General features: G+C 73.2%; 19 protein-coding genes. 6 read left to right on the top strand and 13 right to left on the bottom strand.

Annotation, left to right across the window (positions count from 1 at the left end):
• Both AB0G20_RS31755 and AB0G20_RS31750 read right to left on the bottom strand, forming a co-directional pair.
• Entirely contained in the window at positions 1–1,692 is a 1,692-nt protein-coding gene (locus AB0G20_RS31755; RefSeq protein ID WP_361308336.1) for a DUF885 domain-containing protein, read from the bottom strand.
• A gap of 31 nt (positions 1,693–1,723) precedes the next feature.
• Positions 1,724–2,215 carry an Lrp/AsnC family transcriptional regulator gene (locus AB0G20_RS31750; RefSeq protein ID WP_358279760.1) on the bottom strand — a complete coding sequence of 164 codons (492 nt, stop codon included), beginning with the start codon at positions 2,213–2,215 and terminating at the stop codon, positions 1,724–1,726.
• 67 nt (positions 2,216–2,282) lie between these two features.
• Between AB0G20_RS31750 and AB0G20_RS31745 the strand changes: the two genes are divergently transcribed.
• Positions 2,283–3,500 (top strand): PLP-dependent transferase, encoded by a 1,218-nt coding sequence (locus AB0G20_RS31745; protein ID WP_361308334.1) that lies wholly within the window; start codon positions 2,283–2,285, stop codon positions 3,498–3,500.
• A 9-nt stretch (positions 3,501–3,509) separates the two neighbouring features.
• Here the strand turns inward: AB0G20_RS31745 and AB0G20_RS31740 are convergent, their stop codons facing one another.
• From AB0G20_RS31740 to AB0G20_RS31720, 5 genes are all read right to left on the bottom strand, one after another.
• Entirely contained in the window at positions 3,510–4,766 is a 1,257-nt protein-coding gene (locus tag AB0G20_RS31740) for a GNAT family N-acetyltransferase (RefSeq protein ID WP_361308332.1), read from the bottom strand.
• A 109-nt stretch (positions 4,767–4,875) separates the two neighbouring features.
• Complete coding sequence (locus tag AB0G20_RS31735; protein WP_361308330.1) at positions 4,876–6,438, bottom strand: alkaline phosphatase D family protein; 1,563 nt, start codon at positions 6,436–6,438, stop codon at positions 4,876–4,878.
• A gap of 127 nt (positions 6,439–6,565) precedes the next feature.
• Positions 6,566–8,005: a PLP-dependent aminotransferase family protein gene (locus AB0G20_RS31730; protein ID WP_361308328.1), complete on the bottom strand. Its 1,440-nt coding sequence runs from the start codon at positions 8,003–8,005 to the stop codon at positions 6,566–6,568.
• Between the two features lie 39 nt (positions 8,006–8,044).
• Positions 8,045–8,875 carry an alpha/beta fold hydrolase gene (locus AB0G20_RS31725; protein WP_361308326.1) on the bottom strand — a complete coding sequence of 277 codons (831 nt, stop codon included), beginning with the start codon at positions 8,873–8,875 and terminating at the stop codon, positions 8,045–8,047.
• A gap of 106 nt (positions 8,876–8,981) precedes the next feature.
• On the bottom strand, positions 8,982–9,635 hold the full coding sequence (locus tag AB0G20_RS31720) for an NAD(P)-binding domain-containing protein (RefSeq protein WP_361308524.1): 654 nt from the start codon (positions 9,633–9,635) through the stop codon (positions 8,982–8,984).
• A gap of 110 nt (positions 9,636–9,745) precedes the next feature.
• On the opposite strand from AB0G20_RS31720, the gene AB0G20_RS31715 reads away from it, so the two are divergent.
• Both AB0G20_RS31715 and AB0G20_RS31710 read left to right on the top strand, forming a co-directional pair.
• Positions 9,746–10,627: an RNA polymerase sigma-70 factor gene (locus AB0G20_RS31715; RefSeq protein ID WP_361308324.1), complete on the top strand. Its 882-nt coding sequence runs from the start codon at positions 9,746–9,748 to the stop codon at positions 10,625–10,627.
• A 170-nt stretch (positions 10,628–10,797) separates the two neighbouring features.
• Positions 10,798–11,559 (top strand): GntR family transcriptional regulator, encoded by a 762-nt coding sequence (locus tag AB0G20_RS31710; protein ID WP_361308322.1) that lies wholly within the window; start codon positions 10,798–10,800, stop codon positions 11,557–11,559.
• 93 nt (positions 11,560–11,652) lie between these two features.
• Here the strand turns inward: AB0G20_RS31710 and AB0G20_RS31705 are convergent, their stop codons facing one another.
• The 3 genes from AB0G20_RS31705 to AB0G20_RS31695 all read right to left on the bottom strand — a co-directional run bounded on the left by AB0G20_RS31705 (position 11,653) and on the right by AB0G20_RS31695 (position 14,734).
• Positions 11,653–12,795 carry an ROK family transcriptional regulator gene (locus tag AB0G20_RS31705; RefSeq protein ID WP_361308320.1) on the bottom strand — a complete coding sequence of 381 codons (1,143 nt, stop codon included), beginning with the start codon at positions 12,793–12,795 and terminating at the stop codon, positions 11,653–11,655.
• 89 nt (positions 12,796–12,884) lie between these two features.
• Positions 12,885–13,547, bottom strand: a complete 663-nt coding sequence (locus AB0G20_RS31700) for a response regulator transcription factor (protein WP_361308318.1) — start codon at positions 13,545–13,547, stop codon at positions 12,885–12,887.
• A 14-nt stretch (positions 13,548–13,561) separates the two neighbouring features.
• Positions 13,562–14,734 (bottom strand): histidine kinase, encoded by a 1,173-nt coding sequence (locus AB0G20_RS31695; protein ID WP_361308316.1) that lies wholly within the window; start codon positions 14,732–14,734, stop codon positions 13,562–13,564.
• A gap of 108 nt (positions 14,735–14,842) precedes the next feature.
• Here AB0G20_RS31695 and AB0G20_RS31690 point away from each other — a divergent pair, with 108 nt between their 5' ends.
• From AB0G20_RS31690 to AB0G20_RS31680, 3 genes are read left to right on the top strand one after another with little or no spacing between them, the layout of a single operon-like run.
• Positions 14,843–15,763 carry an ABC transporter ATP-binding protein gene (locus tag AB0G20_RS31690; protein WP_361308314.1) on the top strand — a complete coding sequence of 307 codons (921 nt, stop codon included), beginning with the start codon at positions 14,843–14,845 and terminating at the stop codon, positions 15,761–15,763.
• A 2-nt stretch (positions 15,764–15,765) separates the two neighbouring features.
• Positions 15,766–16,491: an ABC transporter permease gene (locus AB0G20_RS31685; RefSeq protein ID WP_361308312.1), complete on the top strand. Its 726-nt coding sequence runs from the start codon at positions 15,766–15,768 to the stop codon at positions 16,489–16,491.
• 55 nt (positions 16,492–16,546) lie between these two features.
• The gene (locus tag AB0G20_RS31680) at positions 16,547–16,978 is read left to right on the top strand and encodes a hypothetical protein (protein WP_361308310.1); all 432 of its coding nucleotides are present in this window, start codon (positions 16,547–16,549) and stop codon (positions 16,976–16,978) included.
• 4 nt (positions 16,979–16,982) lie between these two features.
• Here the strand turns inward: AB0G20_RS31680 and mug are convergent, their stop codons facing one another.
• The 3 genes from mug to AB0G20_RS31665 all read right to left on the bottom strand — a co-directional run bounded on the left by mug (position 16,983) and on the right by AB0G20_RS31665 (position 19,865).
• Positions 16,983–17,528 (bottom strand): G/U mismatch-specific DNA glycosylase, encoded by a 546-nt coding sequence (gene mug / locus AB0G20_RS31675; RefSeq protein WP_361308308.1) that lies wholly within the window; start codon positions 17,526–17,528, stop codon positions 16,983–16,985.
• A 22-nt stretch (positions 17,529–17,550) separates the two neighbouring features.
• Positions 17,551–18,993 carry an adenylosuccinate lyase gene (gene purB / locus AB0G20_RS31670; RefSeq protein ID WP_361308306.1) on the bottom strand — a complete coding sequence of 481 codons (1,443 nt, stop codon included), beginning with the start codon at positions 18,991–18,993 and terminating at the stop codon, positions 17,551–17,553.
• Positions 18,994–19,085: 92 nt separating this feature from the next.
• On the bottom strand, positions 19,086–19,865 hold the full coding sequence (locus AB0G20_RS31665) for an SGNH/GDSL hydrolase family protein (protein ID WP_361308304.1): 780 nt from the start codon (positions 19,863–19,865) through the stop codon (positions 19,086–19,088).
• Positions 19,866–19,899 lie beyond the last annotated feature (34 nt).

Below are 19,899 nucleotides of genomic sequence, written 5' to 3'. Positions count from 1 at the left end.
CTACAACTGCGACAGTTCGTCCACCAGGTCGTCCAGACCGAGCGAGCCCTGGGACAGCGCGGCCATGTGCCAGGCCTTCGGGTCGAAGGCGTCACCGTGCCGCTTGCGGGCGTTCTCGCGGCCCAGCAGCCAGGCCCGCTCGCCGAGCTTGTAGCCGATGGCCTGGCCCGGCATGGACAGGTAGCGGGTCAGCTCGCTCTCCACGAAGTCCGCCGGCCGGCTGCTGTGCGAGCCGAAGAACTCCTGCGCCAGCTCGGCAGTCCAGCGCTCGCCGGGGTGGAAGGGCGAGTCGTCCGGGATCGTCAGCTCCAGGTGCATGCCGATGTCGATGATGACGCGCACGGCCCGCATCATCTGCGCGTCCAGGTAACCGAGCCGGCGCTCCGGGTGGGTCAGGAAGCCCAGTTCGTCCATCAGCCGCTCCGCGTAGAGCGCCCAGCCCTCGGCGTTGGCGCTCACCATGCCGACGCTCGCCTGGTAGCGGGAGAGGTTCTCCGCCACGTGCTTCCACTGCGCCAGCTGGAGGTGGTGGCCCGGCACGCCCTCGTGGTACCAGGTCGACACCAGGTCGTAGACCGGGAAGCGCGTCTCACCCATGGTGGGCAGCCAGGTGCAGCCCGGGCGGGAGAAGTCGTCCGACGGCGGCGTGTAGTAGGGGGCCGCGGCGCTGCCCGGAGGGGCGATGCGCGACTCCACCCGGCGTACCCGCTCGGCCAGGTCGAAGTGGGTGCCGTCGAGCGCGTCGATCGCCTCGTCCATGAGGCTCTGGAGCCAGTCGCGGACCTCGTCGACCCCCTCGATGTGCGTGCCCTGCTCGTCGAGGTGGGCCAGCGCCTCCCACGGCGTGCCGGCGCCCGGCAGGATCTTCTCGGCCTCGCTCTTCATCTCGCCGAGCAGACGGTGGTACTCGGACCAGCCGTAGGCGTACGCCTCGTCCAGGTCGAGGTCCGTGCCGTTGAAGTAGCGCACCCAGCGCGCGTACCGCTCGCGTCCCACCACGTCCGGCGCGCCCTCGATCGCCGGGGCGTACACGTCCCGCATCCAGTCGTGCAGCCGGACGACGGCCTCGGTGGCCGAGCGGGCGGCGGTGTCCAGCTCGGACCGCAGGGACTCGGGGCCCGCGGCCGCATACTGCTCGAACCAGCCGTGACCCTCGCCGTCCGAGTCGGCCCACTCGCCGAGCTGCTGCACGAAGGTGGCCGTGGCGCGGGGCCCGGCGTACAGCTTGCGCTCCAGGCCGAGCGCCAGGGACTCCCGGTAGCCCTCCAGTGCGGCCGGGACCGCGCGCAGCCGCTCGGCGATCGCTGCCCAGTCCTCCTCCGTCTGCGCCGGCGTCACGGTGAACACCTGCCGCACCGCATGGGCGATGGAGCTCAGGTTGCTGACGGACCGCAGGCTCTCGTCGGCCTCGTGCACCGCGAGTTCGGCGCCCAGCCGCTCGCGCAGCAGCCGCGCGCACCGGCGTTCGATGTCGCTGTCCGCGCCGGGCAGCCGCTCGGCCTCGTCCAGCCGGGCCAGCGTCCGGCGCGCCAGCTCCGCGAGTGCCTCCTGGCCCGCGGGCGAGGTGTCGGGCAGCCTGCTCGAACTCTCCTTGTCGCCGAGGAACGTGCCGGTGATCGGGTCGAGGGCGACGAGCTCGTCGACGTACGCGTCGGCGACTTCACGGGGCAGCGGGCTCTTGATCTCAGACATGCGGCCATCCTCGTACGACGGACCGCACACGTCACGCGGATTGAGCCGAGGGCGAAGGCGGCAGCAGCGGGCCGCACTCCCACTGCTGGAAGATCAGCCGGGTCTCCACCCGGGCCACCTCCCGGTGCGCGGTGAACTCGTCCAGCACGAGCCGCTGCAGATCGGCCATGTCGGCGACCGCGACATGGACCAGATAGTCGTCCGGCCCGGTCAGATGGAAGACCGTCCGTGACTCCGGCAGGGCCCGGATCCGCTCCACGAACGGCCCCACCAGCTCCCGCCGGTGCGGCCTGACCTGCACCGACAGCAGGGCCTCCAGTCCCCGCCCCAGCTTGGCCGGATCCAGCTCCAGCCGGTGCCCGAGGATCACGCCCGAGCGGCGCAGCCGCGTCACCCGGTCCAGACAGGTCGACGGCGCCACCCCGACCTGCGCGGCGAGATCCCGGTACGTCGCCCGGGCGTCGTTCTGCAACAGCCGCAACAGATGGAGATCCACCGGATCCAGTACGACAGATTCAGCCATCGGCCGAACGTAGCACGGGACTCTCACCCGGCAGTCCGTTCGATGTTCACTCTTTCCCACCATGGACATGGACACAACGAGCACGCGCGCCCACGACGACATACGCACCGCACCGCGGGCCCTCGCCACCGAGGCCGTGCACGCCGGGCGGGACGACCTCGCCCGGCAGGGGCTGCACGCCCCGCCGATCGACCTGTCCACCACCTACCCGTCGTACGACAGCCGCGGCGAGGCGGCCCGGATCGACGCGTTCGCCACCACCGGCGCCGAGCCGGACGGCCCGCCCGTCTACGGGCGGCTCGGCAACCCGACCGTCGCCCGCTTCGAGACCGCCCTGGCCCGCCTGGAGGGCACCGAGGCGGCGGTCGCCTTCGCCAGCGGCATGGCCGCCCTGAGTGCCGTCCTGCTCGTCCGCGGCTCGATGGGCCTGCGGCACGTCGTCGCCGTACGCCCCCTCTACGGCTGCAGCGACCACCTGCTGACCGCCGGGCTGCTGGGCTCGGAGGTGACCTGGACCGACCCGGCCGGCGTCGCCGACGCCCTGCGCCCGGACACCGGACTGGTCCTGGTCGAGTCCCCGGCCAACCCCACGCTCGCCGAGGTCGACCTGCGGGCCGTCGCGCACGCCTGCGGCTCGGTGCCGCTGCTCGTGGACAACACCTTCGCCACACCCGTCCTCCAGCGCCCCGCCGAACACGGCGCGCGGCTGGTCCTGCACAGCGCCACCAAGTACCTCGGGGGGCACGGCGACGTCCTCGCGGGTGTGGTCGCCTGCGACGAGGAGTTCGCGGGGCGGCTGCGCCAGGTGCGCTTCGCCACGGGCGGCGTCCTGCACCCGCTGGCCGGCTACCTGCTGCTGCGCGGCCTGTCCACCCTCCCCGTCCGGGTCCGGGCGGCCTCCGCCACGGCGGCCGAACTGGTCCACCGCCTCGCCGCCGACCCGCGGATCGCCCGCGTGCACTACCCGCGCATCGGCGGCGCGATGGTCGCCTTCGAGGTGTACGGCGACCCGCACGAGGTGATCGGCGCGGTACGCCTGATCACCCCGGCGGTGAGCCTCGGCAGCGTGGACACCCTCATCCAGCACCCGGCCTCCATCAGCCACCGCATCGTGGACGCGGACGACCGCAGGGGAGCCGGCGTGAGCGACCGGCTGCTGCGCATGTCGGTGGGCCTGGAGGACGTCGAGGACCTCTGGTCGGATCTCGACCAGGCGCTGCAGCGCTCCTTCAGGGGGGCGGGGAACTGCGCGACAAGCCACAACGAACCCGCACCCGCCCACTGACGAACGCCCCTACGGTGCGGAGGCGCTCCCGAGTCCCTCCGCACCTGTCACGACCGCTTCACCCAGCCGCGCAGTGATCACCAGCGTCCCCTCCTCGACCTGGTAGTCGAGAGGCAGCCCCAGCCCGCGCATGGCGGCCACCATGCCCGTGTTGGACGCCTGCGTCACGGCGTACACGCTGGAGCACCCCGCCTCCACGGCCAGGGCCACGAGCCGCGCCAGCAGCTCCGCCCCCACACCCCGCCGTTGCCAGGCGTCCTCGACGAGCAGGGCGACCTCCGTCTCGTCCCCGTCCCACAGGAGGTGACCGAGCCCGACGATCCGCCCGGAGGCCGTCTGCACGGCCAGGGTGCGGCCGTAGCGGGGACTGAGCAGGTGGTTGAGGTACCGGTCGGCGTCACCGACGGGCCCGTGATAGCGCAGCTTCAGCGTGCGCGCCGAGCACCGCTCGTGCATGTCCCTGGCAGCCTCCAGGTCACGCGTGTCGGCTCGCCGCACGGTGATGTCGCTGCCCTCGGCGAGCGTGAACACGTCCCGCCCGCGCGGGAGGCGCGGGCCGAGCCGGGCGTCCAGTTCCACGAGCGCCCTGGCCCGGGCGAACTCGGTGGGTGTGAACGGCAGATACGGCCGCTCCACGGTGATCACTCCGCCTTCCGGGGCGCGCAGCCGCATCACCGTGTCGTCGAGGGCCCCCTCCACCGCAAGGCCTCCCGGCGCCCGGCCGCCGCCGGCCGGAGCGGGCCGGGACCGGATCGTGCAGCGTCCCAGCAACTGCCGCAGGGCGAGCGGCAGTTCCGCCGAGTCCAGGGCGGTGCGGGCGGCGAGGCCGAGGACCCGGGTCGGCGCGTCCACCAGGTCGTGGGCGTCGGCCCGCTCGATCCAGGTGTCGGCGCCGCCGGCCGACTCGACGGCCGTGGTGACCGCGGACGCCGGCAGGCCGGCCGGGCCCCGCAGCAGGAACTCGTCGACCGTGCCCTCGGCCAGCGGGTGCGTCTGAAGGCTCAGGATGTCGACGTGCTGCCCGGCCAGGGCGATGCACAGCGCCGCCAGTGACCCCGGTTCGTCCTGAACCGTGGTCCGCATCCGCCACAGGGTGTTCGCCCCCGGCACCGGCTCCGGTGCCGGGGACTCGGTATCACCCGTCGGCGGTGCGTGTTCTTGGCGGCGTGTCCGCCAGGCGTGGAACGCCGCCGCGACCCGCTGCCACGAGATGGCGGGGCGGCAGTTGTCTGCGGTGTGCGTCACTTGAGTCACTTTTCGCGTCATGCACCCACTGTGACGGAACGGTGTTGCGTGATCGCGAACGCATTGTGACCGGCGGGTAAAGGGGGCAATTTGCCCCCTTTGTCAACGCTTCAAACGTTGCGCTCCGTGCCTACTGGCCGACCAGGCCCGGCTGGAGCGTCTTGGTGAACAGTACGGTGCCGTCCTGCTCCCGCAGACGTACCGTCAGCTCGCCGCTGTGGCCGTCGATGTCCACCTCGCCGAAGAACTGGTAGCCGCCGGCGGGGGAGACGTTGGCGGTCGTCGGTGCCTTCACGAACACGCGGTCCGGGCCGAACGTGCCGTCGAGCGCGTTCGCGGGGAAGGCACCGGCGTTGAGCGGGCCCGAGACGAACTCCCAGAACGGTTCGAAGTCGGTGAAGGCGGCCTTCGACGGCTGGTAGTGCTGCGCCGAGGTGTGGTGCACATCGGCCGTCAGCCACACCGTGCCCGTGATCCGACGGTGCTTGATGTGCCGCAGCAGTTCGGCGATCTGCAGCTCACGGCCGAGCGGCTTGCCGGGGTCGCCCTGGGCGACGGCCTCGATGTTCGGGGCGTCCGGGACGACCAGGCCGAGCGGCATGTCGGCGGCGATCACCTTCCACACCGCCCGGGAGCGGGACAGTTCGCGCTTGAGCCACTCCAGCTGCTCGCGGCCGAGGATGCCCTGCGGGTCGGTGGGCTGGTCGTCCGGCGAGTTCGCGTTGCGGTAGGTGCGCATGTCGAGGACGAACACGTCCAGCAGCGGGCCGTGGCGCTGCACGCGGTGGACCCGGCCGTCCGGGCGGCGCAGCGTGGAGATCGGGAAGTACTCGGAGAAGGCGCGGCGGGCACGGGCGGCGAGCACGTCGACGCGCTTCTCGGTGTACCTGCTGTCGGTGAGGATCTCGCCCGGGTACCAGTTGTTGGTGACCTCGTGGTCGTCCCACTGGACGATGGACGGGACCCGGGCGTTGAAGGCACGCAGGTTCTCGTCCAGCAGGTTGTAGCGGAAGTTGCCGCGGAACTCCGCCAGCGTCTCGGCGACCTTCGCCTTCTCCTCGGTCGTGATGTTCCGCCAGGTCCGGCCGTCGGGGAGGGTGACGGTCTCGGTGATCGGGCCGTCGGCGTAGATGTTGTCGCCGCTGCACAGGAAGAAGTCCGGGTCGAGGGCGCCCATGGCGTCGTAGATGCGGTAGCCGCCGAACTCCGGGTTGATGCCCCAGCCCTGCCCGGCCAGGTCGCCGGACCACACGAACCGCACGCCGTCGCGGCGCTTGTCGGACGCCGTCCGGAAGGTGCCGGTGACCGGTTCGCCGGTGCGGCGCGGGTCGTCAGGGTCGGCGAGCAGCACGCGGTAGTGGATCTGCTCGCCGGACGGCAGACCGCGCAGCCGGGTCGTGCCGGTGAAGTCGGTGCCCGGACCCAGCAGCGGGCCGTGCCATCTGTGCGGGTTGTGGAACGACTCGGTCGCCGACGTCTCGACGATCATCCGGGCCGGGCGGTCGGAGCGCACCCACACCAGCCCGGAGTCGCAGGTCACGTCTCCCGCCTGCACACCCCACCCCGCCGTCGGGCGCCCGGAGCGCGCGAACGCGGGCGCGGCGCCGAGAGCGGTGGGCAGGGACAGGGCCGCCGACGCGGCGAGGGAGCCACGCAGGACGCTACGGCGCCCGGGCAACGGACGGTGGGACATGGATACGCCTCCAGGGACGGGATCCGGCCAAGTGTGCAGAGCCACACCTACTGGCACACCGCAGCGCACACACGAACCCCAAGTGAACAACTGACCGCAGGGTGAGGGAACCTGCGAACCGGTCGGATCACCCGGTCGCGGCCTCCGCCATCAGGCGCACGCCCTCGGCGATCCGGGCGGGCGGCACATGGGCGTAACCCAGGACGAGCCGAATCTCCTTGGCGCCCTCCGGTTCGGTCCGGGTGTGGGCGTAGGCCGAGAGCGGGCGCACCGCCACTCCGGCCCCCGCCACGCGCGCGAGGAACCGCTCCTCTGGTCCGTACCGCTGCGGCAGTGTGGCGATCACGTGCAGGCCCGCGGCGATCCCGGACACCTCCGATCCGGGGAAGTGCGCGTCCAGGGCGGCGACCAGCGCGTCGCGCCGGTCGCGGTAGGCGCGCTGGCAGCGGCGCAGCTGGCGGTCGTAGTCGCCGCGCTCCAGGAAGCGGGCGAACAGGGCCTGGTCGAGGGCCGGATGGCCGAGATCCATCGTGCGCTTGCGTTCGACGATCTCCTCCGCCCAGGACTCCGGCACCAGCAGCCAGCCCAACCGCAGGCCCGGCGCGAGGGACTTGCTGACCGAACCCGTGTAGGCCACACGGTCCGGGTCGAGGCCTTGGAGCGCGCCCACGGGAGCACGGTCGTAGCGGAAGTCGCCGTCGTAGTCGTCCTCCAGGACGATGCCGTCCACCGACCGCGCCCAGTCCAGCAACTCGGCGCGACGCCGGGCCGAGTAGGCGATGCCGGTGGGGAACTGGTGGGCCGGAGTCGTCACCACGGCCCGCACGCCCGAGGCCCGCAGCGGCTCCAGGGCGACCCCCTCGTCGTCCAGCGGCAGCGGCACGGCGGTGACGCCGGCCGAGGCGTACAGCGCGTCGTGCTGGGGACTGCCCGGGTCCTCCACTCCGACGGTGCGCACCCCGCGCGCGTGCAGCGCGAAACCGAGCAGGGTCGTCGCCTGGGCCACCCCCGAGACGACCACGATCCGCTCCGGGTCCGCCACCACGCCCCGCCGCCGGACGAGCAGTTCGGCCAACGCGGTCCGCAGTCTCGGCAAGCCGCGCGGATCGGGGTAGCCGAGCTCCTGGTGCGGCAGCTCCGCCAGCACGCCGCGCTGCGCGGCGGCCCACGCCGCGCGCGGGAACAGCGCCAGGTCCGGCGTCCCGGGCACGAAGTCCGCGCGGGCACCGGGCGAGCGCGGAGCTAGGTCGTGCGCCCGCGGCTGTGCGGCCCGTACGGCCGCGCCCACCCAGGTCCCGGCGCCCCGGCCGCTGCGCAGATACCCCTCGGCCGTCAGCTGCTCGTACGCCTCCGTGACCAGACCGCGCGACACCCCCAGGTCCGCCGCGAGGTCCCGGCTCGACGGCAGCCGGGTGCCCGGCGCGAGCCGGCCCGAGCGGACCGCCTCACGCAGTGCCGCCTGCAGGGAACGGCCCCGCGTGCGGGCCGGTGCCGAGGCGGCGGGGAGCAGCAGTTCCCAGGCGGTGGACGCGGCCCCTTCGCCCGGGTCGCTCTGCGTTGGCCTCATGAGGGGAGACCTTAGAGGCTCCGCCGCCCCCCGGGCCGGTCAGCGGCTGCCGTCGAGGACCACCCGGGCCACCAGCGCCGGGTCGTCGTTCATCGGGACGTGGCCGCAGCCGGGCAGCCGCACCAGCCGGGCCCGGGGGATGACGGTCTTGGCGCGCACGCCCTGGCGGGGGATGAGCAGCCGGTCCCGGTTGCCCCACGCGACGGTGACCGGCGTGCCCACGATGTCGTCGGTGAACTGCACGGTCCGGCCGGAGCGCAGCGTCTCGGAGAACCCCTGGGCCCGGGCGAGCGCGAGCGTCTCGGCGACCACGGCCTCGGGGGAACGACGGCCCGGGCGGGCGTAGATGGTGCTCGTCAGCAGGGTGCGGCCGAGGGCCGGGCGGGCCAGCCGCTCGACCACGGGCAGCGGCATCCGCTGGGCGATCTGCCGCATCGTCATCAGCACGGTGAAGGCGTAGCGGCGCTCCGCCGCGTTCCAGAACCCGGCGGGGGACAGGGCGGTGACCGAGCGGACGAGTTGCGCCCGGGCCAGGTCCAGTGCCAGCAGGCCGCCCAGCGAGTTGCCGGCCACGTGCGGGCGTTCGATCTCCAGCGCCCCGAAGAGCGCCCTCAGGACCGCACTCATCGTGGGCAGGTCGTGCGCCATGCCGTCCGGGAGCGCCGGGGACTCACCGCAGCCGGGCAGGTCCACCGCGATCACGTCGCGTTCGGCCGCCAGCGCGGGGAGCACCGGGTCCCACACCTGCCGGTGGTGGCCGATGCCGTGCAGCAGGAGCAGCGGTTCGCCGCTGCCCCGGCGCGTGTAGGACAGGGTCACGCTCTGCTCGCCCTGCGCGGAGGCGACTTTGAAGGAGACGGTGGCGGACATGGGGTGCTCCTCGGCTGTACTCGCTGACGGACGCCGTAGACAGCTTGTCAGCAATTGCTACCCGCGGGTAGCCCCAAAGTGCCGCCACATCACTCCCGCCGGCCGCTCATCGGGCCCGGCGCACCTCCAGGTTGAACTCCCCGTGCCCGAACTTCTGGAGCAGGCCGACCCACAGGGGCAGCCACATCTCCACGGCGCGGGCCGCCCGGATGCCGCCGAGGTCGAGTACGCGGTCCGCCGGCCAGCCGAACTCCCCGAGCAGCGCCGTCACCTGTTCCTTGGCGCCCGGGTCGTCCCCGCAGACGAAGACGTTGTGCTCGCCCGGCACACTGGCCGGATCCACCATCACCCGGCAGTTGACCGTGTTGAGCGACTTCACCACGCGCGCGTGCGGAAACGCCCGCTGGATCTGCTCGCCCACGCTGTCCGACTCGACCGGGGACAGCCGCAGCTCACCGTCCTCGTACGCCAGCGGGTTGGACACGTCCACGAGGACCTTCCCGTCGACGTTCTCCGCCCCGGCCGCCTCCAGGGCGGCGAGGGCAACCCGCCCGCCGACGGCGTTCACCACGACCTCACCGAACGCCGCCGCCTCCGCGAACGTCCCCACGCTCGCCCCGGGACCCGCGGCGGCGGACCACTGCACGGCGGCCGCGTTGTCCCTCGTGCGCGAGCCGAGCCGCACCTCGTGCCCCAGCTCCACCAGCCGTCCGCCGAGCGTGCGACCGACCTGTCCCGTGCCCAGCACCGCGTACCGCATCGCCACCTCCGGGAACCGTGCCGCCGATCACCGGCGTCCTGTCGGCCATTCTGTCCGGGAAGGAGTGATTCCGCCTGGACAGGGCCGCACCGGTGGGCTGGGATGGAGCCGTGACCACCGAGACCGCGACCGACGTCTTCGAAGCACACCGTCCCGTCCTGCTGGGAGTCGCCTACCGCATGCTGGGACGCGTGGCCGACGCGGAGGACGTGGTCCAGGAGGCCTGGCTGCGCTGGACCGGCAGCGACCGCGGCGACGTGCGCGAACCGCGCGGCTACCTCGTCCGGATCACCACCCGCCTCGCCATCGACCGGCTGCGCCAGATCAAGGCCCGCGGCGAGACGTACGTCGGCCCCTGGTTGCCCGAGCCGTACGTCACCGACTTCGGCGACATCGTGCCGGACACCGCCGAGCGGGCCGTGCTCGCCGACTCCGTCTCCCTCGCCGTCCTCGTCGTGCTGGAGTCGCTGTCACCGCTGGAGCGGGCCGTTTTCGTGCTGCGGGAGGCCTTCGGCTTCCCCTACGCCGACATCGCCACCATGCTCGACCGCGGCGAACCGGCGGTGCGCCAGCTGGCCGGGCGGGCCCGCAAGCACGTCGAGGAGCGGCGCCCGCGCTATGAGGTCGATCCCTCCCAGCGCCGCGACCTCACCGAGCGGTTCCTCGCCGCCGCGACCGAGGGCGACCTCGAAGGCCTGATGGCGCTGCTCGCCCCGGAGGTCCGGCTCGTCGGCGACAGCGGCGGCAAGTCGAGGGCGCCGCTGCGGGTCCTGCAGACCGCCGACAAGGTGGGCCGCTTCCTCGTCGGCGCCGCGCAGAAGAGCCTCCCGGGCCTGTCCGCGCGGTTCCTGGAGCTCAACGGCGGCCCGGCCGTGCTGATCCTGTCCGGCGACAAGCCCGACTCCGTCTTCCAGCTCGACGTGGCCGACGGCCGCGTGCAGTCGGTCTACATCATCCGCAACCCCGACAAGCTGCGGTCCCTGGCCGCCTAGAGGCGCTGCCGTGGCCGGTCCGCGGCCCCCGCATGAACGCCCCGTGAACGTTCCCGGCCATTGGTCTTGACCAAGGATCAGGGCCGCCCTATGGTCGCAGAGAAGTGAAACAACCTTTAATAAACAAGGGCGCTAAAACGCCGCCGACCACGGCGATTGCGGAGGACAGGGTGGGGACCACGCAGCTGGAATCGGTGCAGGAACCGAAGTACTGGCATCTCAAGACGGTGCTCAGTGAAGCGCTCGACTCCGAGTTCTCGGTGGGGGAGATCCTGCCCAACGAGCGCGATCTCGCGGCCCGCTTCGGCGTGGCCCGCGCCACGCTCCGCCAGGCCCTGGAGCAGCTCGAACTCGAAGGCAGGCTGCAGCGCCGCCGCGGAGTCGGGACGACCGTCGCGCCGCCCCGCATGGGAGTCTCCCTCGGCACCGGCCCGCACACCTGGCCGGGCGGCCCCGAGGACGCCTGGCAGCCCGCCGACTGCACGGCGGCCGTGCCGCCGCCGGCCGTCGCCGACGCGCTGGAGACCGGCCGCGAGGAGTCCGTGCACGTCGTGCGGCGCTCCCGCGTCTCGCACGGCCGACCGGTCGCCGCGGAGCTGCTCTACATCCCGCATCCCTCGGTGCCCGAGCTCTCCGGCATCGACGCGCCGTCCGGAGCGGCACGCGCGCGTGCGGTGCTGCGCGAGCTGCAGCGGCTGGAGCTGGAGCGGCAGGAGAACGCGGTGGAGCTCGGCTCCGCCGGGGCCGACGAGGCGAAGGAGCTGGACCGGCTGCCCGGGGCGCCCGTGCTGGTGGTGACCACGCGGTTCGTCTCCGGGGGCCGTACGGCTGCGCTGTCGGTGGCGACGTATCGCGCTGACACGTGCCGGTTGACCTTCGGCGACTCGGGGGGTGTGGAGATCCACGCCGGGATTCAGCGGCAGGCTTCCTGACCTGGGCGCCGCGGGGGGTGCGGTGAGTGGGACCGTACGGATTCGTTGTGGCCGGTCGCGCAGTTCCCCGCGCCCCTTGGAGGGCGTTGTCGCCTAGGGGCGTTCCACCGCGAAGAGCTGTTCCTCCACGTGGTCCAGGGCCAGGCGCAAGGCGCCGGTCGCCACTGCCGCGTCTCCGAGGCCCGAGAGGGTCACCTCCGGGGGGCGCAGGCAGTAGCGGGCGAGTTCCTGACGGAGGGGGTCCAGGACGCCGTCCAGGCCTGCTGCCCAGCCGCCGATGACGACCAGCTCCGGGTCCAGGGCGAGGACGAGGGCCGCCACGTCGTGGACCAGGCGCTGGATGAAGCGGTCGACGGCCGCGCGGGCCCGCTGGTCGCCCCTGCGGGCCTGCGCGAAGACCTCGGCGACGGCCTGCTCGTCGAGGGGGTGGAGCGGTTCGTCCGTGGTCGACAGGAGCGTCTCGGGCGTCACCCCCCGGCCCAGCAGATGCAGCGCGCCGATCTCACCGGCCGCTCCGCCGTAGCCCCGGTGCAGCCGGCCCCCGATCAGCGCACCGGCGCCCGGGCTGAGCCCCGCCAGCACGAACACCACGTCGTCCGACTCGGTGGCCGCGCCCTTCCAGTGCTCGGCGACGGCCGCGGCATTGGCGTCGTTCTCGACCAGCACCGGGCACTTGAACGACCGGCTCAGGCGCTCGCCCAGCCGCAGCCCCGTCCACCCCGGCAGCGCCGTGCCCAGCCGCACCGTGCCGTCGGCCTCGACGATCCCGGGCGTCGCCACGCCCACGGCCCGCAGCGAACCCCGGGCGACCCCGGCCCGCCGCAGCAGTTCGGCGACCGCCCCGCGCAGCCGCTCCAGCCGCTCGTCGGCCTCCGCCGTCTCGGGCACCTCCTTGGCCTGGGCGCCGATCACCCGGCCGTCCAGGTCGGACAGCAGCGCGGCCACCCGGTGCGCCCCGATCTCCAGCCCCAGCAGGTGGCCGGCCTCCGCCCGGAACCGGAACCGCCGTGCCGGACGCCCCTGCCGTCGGGCAGCGCCCTCCTCGGCCGCCTTCTCGACGACGAGCCCGGCCTCGATGAGCCCCTCGACGACGCCCTCGACGGTCGGCCGGGACAGCCCCGTCACCCGGGTGATCTCGGTCAGCGTCGCGCAGTCCGTGGCACGCAGCGCGTGCAGCACCACCGCGGAGTTGATCCTTCGCAGCAGCGAGGGATCCCCGCCGGTCAGCCGCCCCACCGTCCGTCCTCCCAGGTCGTGCGCGTGTTGGCCGGATCGTACTTCGACGCGGCACACCCCGGCGAGGGGCAGGCACCGGCCCTCGGTGATCAGCCCGGTGCCACGAACCCCGACTCGTACGCCGCGATCACCGCCTGGGTGCGGTCCCGTGCCCCCAACTTGGCCAGCACCGCGCTGACATGCGACTTCACGGTCTCGGTCCCCACGACCAGCCGGGTGGCGATCTCCGCGTTCGACAGGCCCCGCGCCATCAGCCGCAGCACCTCGGCCTCACGCTCGGTCAGCCGGGCCCGCTCCAGCACGGCCCGTGCCGCGCGGTTCCCGCCGGTGTCGCCGTACTCGGCGGCGAGCTGCCGTACCGAGGCCGGGAACAGCAGCGACTCGCCCTCCGCGATCAGCCGCACCGCGTGCACGATCTCGGCGGGCCGCGCCCGCTTGAGCAGGAACCCGTCGGCTCCCGCCCGCAGCGCCTCGTACACGTACTCGTCGTTCTCGAACGTCGTCACCACGAGGATCCGCGGCGGATCGTCGACCGTCCGCAGCAGCGCCCGAGTGGCCTCGATCCCGTCCAGCAGCGGCATCCGTACGTCCATCGCGACCACGTCCGGCCGCAGTTGCCGCACGAGCGGGATCACCGCCGCCCCGTCCGCGGCCTCCCCGACGACCTCGATGTCGGGCTGCGCCTCCAGCACGGCCCGCAGACCGGCACGCACGAGGGGTTCGTCGTCGACGAGGAGAACGGTGACCGGCATCGGACCAGCGTAGATCAGGCCAACGGCAGTTCTGCATGGACCTGCCAGTCGCCTGCGTCGGGTCCGGTCCGGGCCCGCCCGCCGAGCAGGGCCGCGCGCTCGCGTATCCCGCGCAGGCCGCTGCCGCGTCCGGGGCCGGGCGGTATGCCGGCCGGCAGGGGATTGCGTATCGCGAGGACGAGGGTGTCGTCGGCGACGTGCACGCGGACGCGCACCGGGACCGCCCCCGCGTGCCGCAGCACGTTGGTCAGTGACTCCTGGAGGATCCGGTAGCCCTCCCGGGACACCGGTCCGGGCACGCCCTCCACCGGGCCGGTCACCTCGGCGTCGACCTTCGCCCCGGAGGCACGCGCCGACTCCAGCAGGCGGTCGGCGTCCGCGAGGGTCGGCCTGCCGCTCACCGGCTTCCCCGACTCGCGCAGGACGCCGAGCACCCGCTCCAGGTCCTCCAGGGCGGCCCGGCCGGTCTCCTCGATGGCGCCCAGGGCGCGGTCGGTGAAGGCGGGATCGCCCGCCGCCCGGGCGGCCCCCGCCTGCACGACGGCGACCGTGAGCGCGTGACCGATGGAGTCGTGCAACTCGCGGGCGATCCTGGTGCGTTCCAGGAGTTGTTCCGTGCGTTCCTCCAGTGCGGCGAGCCGCTCGGCGGGGGAAGGGCCCAGCAGGCGCAGGGCGATGCGGGTGATGAGGTGCCCCGAACCGACCACGACCGCGGCCCCCAGGACCAGCGGCAGGGGCGCGAGCAGGGCGTGCCACCAGTGAGGGCCCTCGACGCGAAGCCAGGCGCCGCCCGCGCGCTCGCCGCCGAAGGCCGTCGACACCAGGTCCATCGCGAGGAGGAGGAGCTGGACGAAGAGGTGCGACACCAGCGCGCCGAGGAACAGCCGCGCCTGGAGCCACACCACCATCCGCCCGCGGTCGTCCCACGTGGCCGAGGGGGCGACGACGATCTCCGAGCTCTCGCTGCCGTCCCGGTGACCGGTCAGCAGCAGCCGCGCCTGGAACCCCTCCACGACCCGCATGGCGGGGACGAGGCCCGCGAGCCCGAGCAGCACGGTCGCCGTGCCCACGGTCCACCACGCCTGGTCGATGAACAGCCACAGGGCCGGCCACACGATGGCCATGCAGAGATGCAGCCATCGGGTGTACGTCACCGCCCGTGTGAACGGGCGCAGCATGCGGACCATGGCGTCATCGTGCCAGCCGGCACTGACAGCGAACCTCCCCCGCACGGGGGAGACGATCTCCACCGCCGGGGGAGGACCGCACCCCGCACCGGCCGCGACGCTGGTGCCATGACCAGCATCGACGTCCAGGACCTCACCAAGGAGTTCGGCGACCGGCGAGCCGTGGACCAGCTCACCTTCCGCGTGCTGCCCGGCCGCGTCACCGGCTTCCTCGGCCCGAACGGCGCCGGGAAGTCCACCACCATGCGGCTGGTGCTCGGCCTCGACCGGCCGACCGCCGGTTCCGCCACGATCGGCGGCCGGCCCTACCCGACGCTCCGCGAACCCCTGCGCCACGTGGGCGCCCTGCTCGACGCGCAGGCCGCGCACGGCTCCCGCACCGCCCGCGACCACCTCCGTGTCCTGGCGGCGAGCAACCGCATCCCGGACCGGCGGGTCGACGAGGTCCTGGAGGAGACGGGCCTGGAGTCGGTGGCCCGGCGCCGCGTGCGGACGTACTCCCTGGGCATGCGCCAGCGGCTGGGCATCGCCGCCGCCCTGCTGGGCGACCCCGAGGTGGTGATGCTGGACGAGCCGTCCAACGGCCTCGACCCCGAAGGCATCGTGTGGATCCGGACGTTGCTGCGCCGGCTCGCGGCACAGGGCCGCACGGTCCTGGTCTCCAGCCACCTGATGAACGAGACCGCGTCCTTCGCCGACCACCTCGTCGTCCTCGGCCGGGGCCGGCTCCTCGCCGACACCCCCATGCGGGACTTCATCCACGCGCGGGTGCAGCCCCGCGTCCGCATCCGCACGACCGACCCCGTCGCCCTCGAGTCGGCCCTCGCCTGGCACGGCCACGACGCCGAGGAACACGCGGACGGGCACTGGACCGTGCACGACGCACGGGTGGACGACATCGGCCGCATCGCCTCGGCCGCGGGCGTCCCCGTCCTGGAACTGGCCGCGGAGGAAGGCACGTTGGAGCAGGCCTACTTCGACCTCACCGGGGCCGAGACCGAGTTCACCGCACAGCCCCAGGGGGCCTGACCATGGAATTCACGCCCGTACTGCGCTCCGAGTGGCTGAAGATCCGCACCCTGCGCTCGCTCCCGGGAGCCCTGCTGGCCCTGTTCGCGGCGACCACGGCGTTCTCCGCGATCGCCGGAGTCTCCGATGCCTCGGACCCGGGGTTCGATCCGCTGTTCACGGCCCTGTCCGGCGTCATGCCGGGCCAGATCGCGGCCATCTCCTTCGGGGCCATGGCCGTGTCGTCGGAGTTCCACGGGGGTGCGCTCCGGCTCTCACTGGCCGCGGTGCCGCAGCGCGGCCGGTGGTTCGCGGCCAAGGCGGCCGTCATCGCCGTACCGGCACTCCTCGTGGGGCTGGTCACGGCCCTCGCCGCCCTCCTCGTGGCGCGGGCGGGGCTCGGCCCGGCGGCCGAGGGGCTCAGCACCGTCGAGCAGGTGCGCGGTGTCCTGGGCTGCGGCGTCTACCTCATGCTGATGGCCCTGTTCGCCGCGGGCGTCGCCGCCCTGCTCCGCAGCGGCGTGGCCACCCTCTCCCTGCTGGTGCCGTTCATCCTGGTGGTGTCGTTCGTGATCGGCGACGCGACCGGCACCGTCGCCGACTTCCTGCCCGACAAGGCCGGGCAACTGGTCCTGCGGGAGACGTACGACGGCACCCTCGGGCCGTGGTCGGGGCTCGCGGTGACCGCGCTGTGGACGGCCGCCGCCCTGCTGGCGGGAGCCTGGAGCGTGCGTCGCAGGGACGCCTGACGGCGGGCCGGTTGATGCCCCGCCAAGTGTCAGTGGGGCCGGGTTTACTGGACCCATGAACATCGCACAGCACATCGCCCTCATCGACGAGCTGTGCTACCGCCCCTTTCCGGCGGAGCACGGCCCGTCGGACGTCGGCGTCTCGGGACCCGGTCACCACATCGCGGTGTTAGAGGCCGCGACCGACGGCGACCCGGCGGCCCGGGCGGTGACGATCGACCAGTACGAGAAGGACCGGGACGCCGTCTACGAGCTCCTCGCCTCCCGCTGGGGCGACACGGATCCGTACAACCTGCAGACCGTCCTGCTGCGCACCGAGCGGGAGGAGATGCCCCGGCCGTGGGCCGAGTTGAGCGCGCGGGCGAGCGTCGCCCACCTGTGGGAGGTGGAGGGCACGGGCCGCTGGGTCGCCGTGGCGGTCGGGGACCGGGACGCGTCGCGGGAAGTCCAACTGCTGGCGCTGGTCACGGAGACGGACCCGCCGTAGGAGCTCAGCTCCCGGCGGCCTCCCGCAGCCGCCCGAACTCCTCCGCCATCGTCTCGACCGTCCAGTGCGCGTTCAGCCCGCTCGGATTGGGCAGCACCCACACACGCGTGTCCCCGATCGTCCGAGCCTGCGGGCCCACCCGCGCCTTGCGGTCGTCGAACGCGGCGCGGTACGCGGTCACGCCCACCACGGCCAGCCAGCGCGGCCGCAGCCGCTCCACCTTCGCCGCGAGCAGCCGCCCGCCCTCCCGGTACTCCTCGGCGCTCAGCTCGTCGGCCCGCGCGGAGGGCCGCTCCACGACGTTGGTGATGCCGAGCCCGTACGAAAGCAACTCCCGCTGCTCGGACGGATCGAGCAGACGCGGAGTGAACCCGGACCGGTGCAGCACCGGCCAGAAGCGGTTGCCCGGGCGGGCGAAGTGATGGCCCGTCGCGGCCGTCATCAGGCCGGGATTGATGCCGCAGAACAGGACGTGCAGCCCCTCCGCGACCACGTCGGGCACGACGCGGTCGCGGGCGGCCTGAAGCTCCTCGGGCGTGAAACGCGGCACCGTCGGCTACCCGGCCGGCGCGTCAGAGGATCGCCCCGGGCGTGTAGCCCGCGGCCTGGGGGTGCTGCTTCACGATCTCCTCGACCCGGGCGACGACGGTGGCGACCTGGTCGCCCGCGGCACCGGTGAAGGACAGCTTGTCGGCCATCAGCGCGTCCAGCTGCTCCCGGTCCAGCGGAATGCGCGCGTCGGCGGCCAGCTTGTCGAGCAGCTCGTTGCGCTCGGCGCCCTGCTCGCGCATGGCGAGCGCGGAGGCGACGGCGTTCTCCTTGATCGCCTCGTGCGCGAGCTCGCGGCCGACGCCCGCGCGCACGGCGCCCATCAGCACCTTGGTGGTGGCGAGGAACGGCAGGTAGCGGTCCAGCTCACGGGCGACGACCGCCGGGAACGCGCCGAACTCGTCGAGCACCGTCAGGAACGTCTCCAGCAGGCCGTCCAGCGCGAAGAACGCGTCCGGCAGCGCGACCCGGCGCACCACCGAGCAGGACACGTCGCCCTCGTTCCACTGGTCGCCCGCCAGCTCGCCGGTCATCGAGGCGTAGCCGCGCAGGATCACCATCAGGCCGTTGACGCGCTCGCAGGAGCGGGTGTTCATCTTGTGCGGCATCGCCGAGGAGCCGACCTGGCCGGGCTTGAAGCCCTCGGTGACCAGCTCGTGCCCGGCCATCAGCCGGATCGTCTTCGCCAGCGACGACGGCGCCGCCGCGAGCTGCACCAGCGCCGTGACGACCTCGTAGTCCAGCGAGCGCGGGTAGACCTGGCCGACCGAGGTGAACGCCTGCGAGAAGCCCAGGTGCGTGGCGATCCGCTGCTCCAGGTCCGCGAGCTTCGCGGCGTCCCCGCCCAGCAGGTCCAGCATGTCCTGCGCGGTGCCGACCGGGCCCTTGATGCCGCGCAGCGGGTAGCGGCCCAGCAGCTCCTCGATCCGGCCGTAGGCGACGAGCAGCTCGTCGGCGGCGGTGGCGAAGCGCTTGCCGAGGGTGGTGGCCTGCGCGGCGACGTTGTGCGAGCGGCCGGCCATGACCAGCTCGCCGTACTCGCCGGCGAGCTTGCCGAGCCGGGCCAGGACGGCGACCGTGCGGTCGCGCATCAGCTCCAGCGAGAGGCGGATCTGCAGCTGCTCGACGTTCTCGGTGAGGTCGCGGGAGGTCATGCCCTTGTGCACGTGCTCGTGCCCGGCGAGGTCGTTGAACTCCTCGATCCGCGCCTTGACGTCGTGCCGCGTGACCTTCTCGCGCTCGGCGATGGAGGCCAGGTCGACGGTGTCGAGGACGCGCTCGTAGTCGGCGAGCGCGGCGTCGGGCACCTCGATCCCGAGGTCCTTCTGGGCCCGCAGCACGGCGAGCCAGAGCTGCCGCTCCAGCTTCACCTTCTGCTCGGGCGACCAGAGCGTGGCGAGCTCGGCGGAGGCGTAGCGTCCGGCGAGGACGTTCGGGATGCGGGGCTTGGCGGGCGCAGAAGTCACGTGGACGGATTCTACTGGCGATTCGTGCAGGCCAGCGCCGCGGGTGTCCTTGTCGGAACCTACGAAAGCCTCCCGGTCGCCGCCACCTGCGGCTACGCCAGGTCCTCGTACGGCAGCAACTCCGGGCGCTTGGGCGGGAGGCCGTCGCCCGAGGAGCGGCCCGTCAGGCGGCGGCCTATCCACGGCAGCAGGTACTGCCGGGCGAACCGCGCGTCCGCCACGCGCCGCATCGCCCACCCCGGCGGCAGCGTCGCCGGCATCGGCGTGCGCCACTCGGCGTCCTCGGGGTCGTGGCCCAGCGCCTGCCACACCGCCTCCGCGACCCGGCGGTGGCCCTCGGCCGTCAGGTGCAGCCGGTCCACGTCCCACAGCCGCGGGTCGCTCAGGGACGGCGCGCCGTACAGGTCGACGACGACCGCGCCGTGCCGGGCGGCCAGCTCGTCGACGCAGGCGAACAGCTCCTCCATGCGCGGCCGGAACCGTTCCAGGACGGGGCCCTGCCGTCCCGGGCTGCGCATCAGTACGAGCTGCCGGCACGCGGGGGCCAGCTTCTCCACGGCCTCCTCCAGGAGCCCGCGCACCCGGCCCATGTCGCACTTGGGCCGCAGCGTGTCGTTGAGCCCGCCGACGAGGGTGATCACATCGGCCCCCATGGCCGCCGCGACATCGACCTGCTCGTCGACGATCTGCCGGATCAGCTTGCCGCGCACCGCGAGGTTGGCGTACCGGAAGCCGGGCGTACGGGCCGCCATCCGCGCGGCGAGCAGGTCGGCCCAGCCCCGGTAGGTGCCGTCGGGCATCAGGTCCGACATGCCCTCGGTGAAGGAGTCGCCGACCGCGACCAGGCTGCTGTAGGTGGGGTTCGTCTGCATGGCGACGGAAATGGTATCCCGTGCACATACCCAT

It is taken from the genome of Streptomyces sp. NPDC024017 (genome assembly GCF_040638895.1).
Lineage (GTDB): Bacteria > Actinomycetota > Actinomycetes > Streptomycetales > Streptomycetaceae > Streptomyces.
Note: the sequence above shows the minus strand (reverse complement) of the source record. Positions and strands in the feature narration are given on the sequence as shown.

What these genes read in the sequence shown, in the direction of transcription:
- AB0G20_RS31695 (WP_361308316.1), bottom strand. Translation starts at nt 14,734, where the DNA reads ATGGTCCGCATGCTGCGCCCGTTCACACGGGCGGTGACGTACACCCGA.
- AB0G20_RS31735 (WP_361308330.1), bottom strand. Translation starts at nt 6,438, where the DNA reads ATGTCCCACCGTCCGTTGCCCGGGCGCCGTAGCGTCCTGCGTGGCTCC.
- AB0G20_RS31680 (WP_361308310.1), top strand. Translation starts at nt 16,547, where the DNA reads ATGAACATCGCACAGCACATCGCCCTCATCGACGAGCTGTGCTACCGC.
- AB0G20_RS31725 (WP_361308326.1), bottom strand. Translation starts at nt 8,875, where the DNA reads ATGTCCGCCACCGTCTCCTTCAAAGTCGCCTCCGCGCAGGGCGAGCAG.
- AB0G20_RS31700 (WP_361308318.1), bottom strand. Translation starts at nt 13,547, where the DNA reads ATGCCGGTCACCGTTCTCCTCGTCGACGACGAACCCCTCGTGCGTGCC.
- AB0G20_RS31690 (WP_361308314.1), top strand. Translation starts at nt 14,843, where the DNA reads ATGACCAGCATCGACGTCCAGGACCTCACCAAGGAGTTCGGCGACCGG.
- AB0G20_RS31665 (WP_361308304.1), bottom strand. Translation starts at nt 19,865, where the DNA reads ATGCAGACGAACCCCACCTACAGCAGCCTGGTCGCGGTCGGCGACTCC.
- AB0G20_RS31720 (WP_361308524.1), bottom strand. Translation starts at nt 9,635, where the DNA reads ATGCGGTACGCGGTGCTGGGCACGGGACAGGTCGGTCGCACGCTCGGC.
- AB0G20_RS31685 (WP_361308312.1), top strand. Translation starts at nt 15,766, where the DNA reads ATGGAATTCACGCCCGTACTGCGCTCCGAGTGGCTGAAGATCCGCACC.
- AB0G20_RS31740 (WP_361308332.1), bottom strand. Translation starts at nt 4,766, where the DNA reads ATGACGCGAAAAGTGACTCAAGTGACGCACACCGCAGACAACTGCCGC.
- AB0G20_RS31750 (WP_358279760.1), bottom strand. Translation starts at nt 2,215, where the DNA reads ATGGCTGAATCTGTCGTACTGGATCCGGTGGATCTCCATCTGTTGCGG.
- AB0G20_RS31755 (WP_361308336.1), bottom strand. Translation starts at nt 1,692, where the DNA reads ATGTCTGAGATCAAGAGCCCGCTGCCCCGTGAAGTCGCCGACGCGTAC.
- AB0G20_RS31745 (WP_361308334.1), top strand. Translation starts at nt 2,283, where the DNA reads ATGGACACAACGAGCACGCGCGCCCACGACGACATACGCACCGCACCG.
- AB0G20_RS31730 (WP_361308328.1), bottom strand. Translation starts at nt 8,005, where the DNA reads ATGAGGCCAACGCAGAGCGACCCGGGCGAAGGGGCCGCGTCCACCGCC.